This window comes from Methylocaldum sp. (genome assembly GCF_039794385.1).
Taxonomy (GTDB): Bacteria; Pseudomonadota; Gammaproteobacteria; order Methylococcales; family Methylococcaceae; genus Methylocaldum.
Map to the genome: position 1 here is coordinate 1 of NZ_JBDIVO010000380.1, position 4,247 is coordinate 4,247.

Genomic DNA, 4,247 nt, shown 5'->3' on the forward strand with positions numbered 1-4,247 from the left:
CATCGGATCGATGCCGACCATGCGCAGCGACCGGAAGGCCTTCGCGGTTTCGGAGATGTCGAGCGGGGTATCTCGGGCGAAAGTCTGAATCCACGCCATCGCCTTGCCGCCGGCCTCGGCGCTGCCCTCCAGCTCGATGATGGATTGTTGCAACCTCTTCAGCTCCGCATGCGGCATGACAAACGTGCGATTGAAGGCGAACGCCAGGCCTGCGCCCAGGGCGGTGACTTTCGCGGTCAGCGCCGTCGCCTCGCGGCCGACATCGGCCAGGCCCGTTTTCACAGCCGACAGGCCCGAGAGCCGCGCGAATTTGTCCATTTCGAACGATAGCCGCTTGACGGGTGCGTTCATTGCCTGCAATTGGCCGTTGAGTTTCTTGATCGGGCCCGTGGCTTGGTCGACGGCGCGAAGGATGATCGATAAATTGAGTTTTTTTTCTGCCATGACGATGTCCTTACCGGGAGCCCCGGACGTTCATTTCGTAATTAAGTTCCTGCCGAAGCGTCTGGAAAAACCGGCTTTCGATCTTTTCGGCCTCGCGCGCGGCAACGGCTTCGGCCTTGGTCAGCGCGACCTCTTGTTCGTCGACCGAAAGGTTCGGTTTCCAGTGGGTCGGGCGGCCTCGGCTATGTTTATCGAGATGCGGCCGACGTTTGAAAATGCTTTCATGCCCGCTTCGCAGTGATGCCATAAACGCGCTCTCGAAGTAATACCTGCCGGCCATCGCGCCGCCTTCGAGCTGATCCAACTTGCCGGCGGCCCCGGCTTTCACCGGGTTGTAGCCGAGCCAAATCGCTTTGCGGTTGGATTGCACCCGGCGAGCCTCCCGAATCGATTTGAACGGGATTTCGTGGGCGAGCGCCAGCTCCCGGCGCAACATCCGTTCCGCCCATTTTATGGTTTTCCGGGTCGCACGCTGTTCTGCGCGTTCGGCTTGCTCGGGAAACGCGTTTAACTCCCGAGCAACGCCGTCGATGCCCTTGATTTCAGTGACGATCGTGCTCATTGACACACCCTTGGTGACGAGAGAAGGAAGGGGCGGTCGTGCGGGTTCCATGAGCGACGGAGACCCAGGGAGACCGCTCGCGCCAAAGAGGGAAGCGCCCCTTGAAAAGGTGTCCGGCGTGACCTCCGCTACCGCTACATTTACACGCCGGACACGGTGCAGCGGTACGAGGACTGAGTTAATGCCCGAGATAGTTGGACCAGGCATCTTGTGTTGCCGGATCGGCAGCCGGTGCTCCCGATCCGGCGACCGCGCCTGGATCGGGAACGGCACCTAGACGCGCCCAATATTCGTTGCTGGCCTGCTCCATGTGCTCGCGCTCGGTCATCAGGCCTTCGAGGGCGCGCTCGACGGTTTTGACTTCGCCCGCCGTCGCCGGTAGCCACCGGAAACCGCCCGCGATCGGAGTCAGCTTCCGGTAGCCGGTCGGCGAGTCAGCGGCAACCTTGAAAACGGTCGATTGCCCATCAGCGCCGAAAAGCTCGATGATTTCGCTTTTAAAAGCGTAATTTTGTTTTTGTGACGTTTTCATTTAGGTAGCCTCCGGGTCTGCGACCAAAACAATGGCTGGACTGCAATCCGGTCGGCGCGGGTGGACTGCGCCGTGCTCGACTTCCCAGCGGCAAATGAGCTTTTCCTCGCGAATCTCGAGAGAAAACAGCTGCTCTTCGAGCTCTCGTCTGATCTTGGGGCGATCTTTTGACGCCGGACCGGGTTCGATAAATTCGTATTGCGTCTCCAGCAGACGGTGGAGCCCACGTTCAACAACTTCCGGGGCCAATGCGCATAGCAGGCTGACCGGGTCGTCGCCATCCGCCAGGCCAGCGCCAACATAGCCGCTGTGCGCGAAATATCCGACCTTGCCAGGCAGTCGGCTGTTTTTTGCGATATGCCGCACGCTCTCGCTAGCCTGGTGTTTGGCTTCCGCCAAGGTCAGCGGTGAGCCATCGAGCCACGCGATTTTTTCACGGACCGTCGAGATTTCCGAGCGGAGCCGTTCAAGCTCAGCTTCGAGTGTGATGCTTTCCATCGATTACCCTCCTTTTCCGAATAGGCGCGCGAGCATGCCGGTCGGCGGCGCCGATGCCGCTACACTGGGGCTTTGTGCGGCCGCTCGCCCCAGGGCCGCCTCCATGGTGGGGACGGCGACAGGCGCAACGGCTTCGTTCGCTAACCGAACACTCGTGGTTTGCGGCTTGCGGCCGTATTCCCGCACAAACTGGCGCAACCGATCGAGGGGAGCGTTAAGCTCCTGCCATCGCTCATACGCACGCGCGCGCTCGGCCTCCAAGCTGTCAACACGGTCGCGTAGATCGGCAAGACGCTCAAGATGCGGCCGCCAGGGGTTCGGGCGGTCACCCAGATCGATTGTTCCATCCGGGCGGCGACCGGCCGGCGTTTGTTCGTTAGGCAGGCTCGGCACCGGGAAACGGCAACCACGGTCCAACCAGTCGCGGAGCACATCCTTCAGCGGCCCGCGTGGCTGCCCGTCGAGATTGATCTCGAGCGTTGAACGCGCCCTCTGGAAGGTCGCCCGCGTTTCGTTCAGGCGGTCTTCGATGTCGCGAAGAACTGCATGCTGCTGTCGGGCAGCCTCTTCGAGGCGATTTAGTTTTGTGAAATCAATATTCATGTGAACCTCCGTAGGCGTTACTTTGCCGTATCTGGTACTCGGCTTGAATGCCCCACCTTGTCGATTAGCAGCTCAAATATGCGGTTCGCGGATTCTGGTGGATGGCCGCTTTTGGCCTTAAAAATCTGAAACAGCACCTTTTCCAAGTCGGGCAAGGTTTCGGGCGGTTCGGCAAGACCTTGGAGCCGCGGCCATCGGTAGCGGCGGAAAGCGATGATTTCCCGGCTGAGCAACGCGGCCTTGGTCCAGCTGTCACCGGCTGGGATCATCGACGCGGCTTCGCGCAGAAGGTCCTTAGCGCGGCGGTGCCGGAAATAGTCGCGCCAGCTCCGGCCGCCAATCTCGGGGAGCCCTAAGCAGCGCTCCAAGGAGTCGCCCGATTCAATGGCGAGCACAAGGCCTTGCCGCAACCACTCGACCACAAGATCGGATGCGCGGCCGTTATCAAGCAGCTCACCCAAACTATCGGCGTCGATCATGCCGACCTCCGTCAGCGAGCCACCCCAGCGCCTCGGCGGTCCAATCGCCCCCAAGCCGCCGTGCAACGGCCTCCCGCGCTCCGTCAAGCAGCTCGCCGCCGGTTTCGATGGGGTTCCGCGTCATTGTAGTCGCGACCGAATCGCGCCGGCCGCGATAGCCCGCAGCGATCCCTGTGCAGCTTCGAGCGCCGCCATGTAGTCACGATGCAAATCAACATCGACGGTGCCGTCCTCGTTGATAAAGATTACGGCGCGGGCGAGCTTGTCCGCCACACTCTCCAGGCGATCGATTTCGGCGTTTTGCAGATCGATCAATTCAAGGGCCTTGTTGATTTGCTCATTAAGAGAATCGATATGAGCTTCATGATCAGGTTCCGGCAGCTCATGGCCGCCGAGACCGGCCGAAAAGGCTCCGAAGTATGCATTAGCTCCACTGTTTTTCATTTTTCAGCCTCACTCTTCTGAAGCCACTGGGCTTCATCGGTTAAAACGTCGCAGATCGCGCGCAGTTCCCCACGGATCGCGTCACGAAGCCGACACTCAAGGCTCCAAACGTCGACGATTGCGGCCAGCTCTGGCGCGAGTCGCGTCGGTAAGGTTTCTACGAGAGCATCACGTAGGGTTCGGGCTATTTGGCGCTGCGCTCGCTCGGATCCTGCGCGGTCGATCAGCTCGCCTGCGCGAACCGCGTTCTCGCGCTCGAGCTTTTCAGCCATCGCTCGCTCCCGGCGTACCCGCATCTCTGCCAGTTCCGAATTTTGTGTGTCCGCAGTCAACGCCCCTTCGGCCTTGCGGTCCAGGCGCGGGACAAGCGCCTTGCCGTTCTCGCGCGCCCACGTCAGACATTCACCGAAGTCATACTCGTTCGAGCGCCCCCGATTTTTCGAGCGCCGGTGAGGCATGCCCTCGCGGGTCCAGTTGGTGATGGCCATGGGACTGACCCCGAGCGCCTGCGATAACTCTTTTGCGTTCATGTATATGTTACCCGTACTATTTATGAGCGACTAAAGTTCTTTAAAAATCAGTGACTAGCGTTTGTTCGGGGTCTTGCCGCCCGCACTGCCCCCGGCCGGTGGGAGGACCGTGATCAGCGCGGGTCCGACCCTTCATCGTGCGCCTTTTTTGGGCT

Annotated in this window: 8 protein-coding genes; all 8 read right to left on the bottom strand. The window is 60.6% G+C overall.

Features of this window, described 5'->3' with window-relative positions; all coding sequences use genetic code 11:
• Positions 1-444, bottom strand: a 444-nt coding sequence (locus tag ABJK70_RS21095; protein WP_347259018.1) for a hypothetical protein, incomplete at its 3' end; no start/stop codon positions are given.
• Between the two features lie 10 nt (positions 445-454).
• Positions 455-1,006 (bottom strand): hypothetical protein, encoded by a 552-nt coding sequence (locus ABJK70_RS21100; RefSeq protein WP_347259019.1) that lies wholly within the window; start codon positions 1,004-1,006, stop codon positions 455-457.
• Positions 1,007-1,184: 178 nt separating this feature from the next.
• Entirely contained in the window at positions 1,185-1,538 is a 354-nt protein-coding gene (locus tag ABJK70_RS21105; RefSeq protein WP_347259020.1) for a hypothetical protein, read from the bottom strand.
• Positions 1,539-2,036 (bottom strand): hypothetical protein, encoded by a 498-nt coding sequence (locus tag ABJK70_RS21110; protein WP_347259021.1) that lies wholly within the window; start codon positions 2,034-2,036, stop codon positions 1,539-1,541.
• Positions 2,037-2,039: 3 nt separating this feature from the next.
• Positions 2,040-2,639: a hypothetical protein gene (locus tag ABJK70_RS21115; protein ID WP_347259022.1), complete on the bottom strand. Its 600-nt coding sequence runs from the start codon at positions 2,637-2,639 to the stop codon at positions 2,040-2,042.
• Between the two features lie 17 nt (positions 2,640-2,656).
• Positions 2,657-3,118, bottom strand: coding sequence for a hypothetical protein (locus ABJK70_RS21120; protein ID WP_347259023.1), 462 nt, complete (start codon positions 3,116-3,118; stop codon positions 2,657-2,659).
• Positions 3,119-3,238: 120 nt separating this feature from the next.
• Positions 3,239-3,562 (bottom strand): hypothetical protein, encoded by a 324-nt coding sequence (locus ABJK70_RS21125; protein ID WP_347259024.1) that lies wholly within the window; start codon positions 3,560-3,562, stop codon positions 3,239-3,241.
• Entirely contained in the window at positions 3,559-4,092 is a 534-nt protein-coding gene (locus ABJK70_RS21130) for a terminase small subunit (RefSeq protein WP_347259025.1), read from the bottom strand. The genes ABJK70_RS21125 and ABJK70_RS21130 overlap by 4 nt, the downstream gene beginning before the upstream one ends.
• Positions 4,093-4,247 lie beyond the last annotated feature (155 nt).

Excerpts from the sequence above, each read along its gene's own strand:
- ABJK70_RS21100 (WP_347259019.1), bottom strand. The coding sequence starts at position 1,006 with ATGAGCACGATCGTCACTGAAATCAAGGGCATCGACGGCGTTGCTCGG.
- ABJK70_RS21120 (WP_347259023.1), bottom strand. The coding sequence starts at position 3,118 with ATGATCGACGCCGATAGTTTGGGTGAGCTGCTTGATAACGGCCGCGCA.
- ABJK70_RS21105 (WP_347259020.1), bottom strand. The coding sequence starts at position 1,538 with ATGAAAACGTCACAAAAACAAAATTACGCTTTTAAAAGCGAAATCATC.
- ABJK70_RS21115 (WP_347259022.1), bottom strand. The coding sequence starts at position 2,639 with ATGAATATTGATTTCACAAAACTAAATCGCCTCGAAGAGGCTGCCCGA.
- ABJK70_RS21125 (WP_347259024.1), bottom strand. The coding sequence starts at position 3,562 with ATGAAAAACAGTGGAGCTAATGCATACTTCGGAGCCTTTTCGGCCGGT.
- ABJK70_RS21130 (WP_347259025.1), bottom strand. The coding sequence starts at position 4,092 with ATGAACGCAAAAGAGTTATCGCAGGCGCTCGGGGTCAGTCCCATGGCC.
- ABJK70_RS21110 (WP_347259021.1), bottom strand. The coding sequence starts at position 2,036 with ATGGAAAGCATCACACTCGAAGCTGAGCTTGAACGGCTCCGCTCGGAA.